The following is a 944-nucleotide window of genomic DNA, read 5'->3' on the forward strand; positions in this document are numbered from 1 at the left end:
TTTGTAATTATTGTCAAATAGCGTCTTCCTTATCTCGTAGTCGATAATTGAATTGTCAAAACCTCTATGGCAACGTTCAGTGAGAATTATCTCTTTTGCTTCCCCGAGGATGTCCGCCCCGAGAAATCCCGTGCCGAGGCAGACCTGCATACCTCGACCTAGCAAATCTGAGATATTCGGCTGAAAGGTCCCGGCATACATTTCCGATCTCAAAGACTTTGTGACGAAAATCCTTCGAGAAGAGATTATGTCCATATCTGTCTCACTGAGGTTCCCGCCGTAGACAACACCACATTCGGGGATCAATATTCCATTCTTCATAAGCCTCTCTACAAGGCTTTCTCCCCACCTGAAGAGGCACACTTCATTCTCCCGCTTCATGTCGAAGATGAGCAGATTCAGATTCATCCCCTTCTCATAAAGACCTCGTAGCTTTTGAATAGCTTCCTCTTCAAAGGTTGCAAGATTGCTAACATAAAGCATCGGACAGAACGAGGCGTCTCTGGTAACGTTTTCCCAACGACCACCGATCTCGTCCAGCGTGTCTTCAGTCAGAACCGGCCCGACCGCAAGATAGACACCGTACTTCGCAGCAATCTCCCTATATAGCTCCGGATCCACATCGGGATGATCAACAACCGGACCGCTCATGGCGACTGAACCGCTTCTAATTGCCTTCATTACGGCTAACTCAGCCGAAAGTCGAACCAGTTCGGAATTCACCTCTTTCCTTCCCGAATTAAGCAAGCCACCGAAAAAATCGATCTCAGTTCTCTCGCCTTTCAGGACTCTGACTGGGTATGGAGAAATGCTGGAATAGATGCTGTAATGAGCATTGAAAAATGAGGCAACAGAATGCCTTTTTCGCCATCGACTATCTCTTCATCTTCCTGGATGCTGTATTCTCTTCTTGGACCAACGAAAGTGATTTCCCCGTCCTCAAA

1 pseudogene is annotated in these 944 nt (G+C 47.0%); it reads right to left on the bottom strand.

Annotated features, from left to right (window positions below):
* Positions 1 to 723 (bottom strand): annotated as a pseudogene (locus tag BG32_RS05370) (amidohydrolase); the annotation flags it as partial.
* Positions 724 to 944: the final 221 nt, after the last annotated feature.

This window comes from Mesotoga sp. HF07.pep.5.2.highcov (assembly GCF_003666285.1).
GTDB classification, from domain to species: domain Bacteria; phylum Thermotogota; class Thermotogae; order Petrotogales; family Kosmotogaceae; genus Mesotoga; species Mesotoga prima.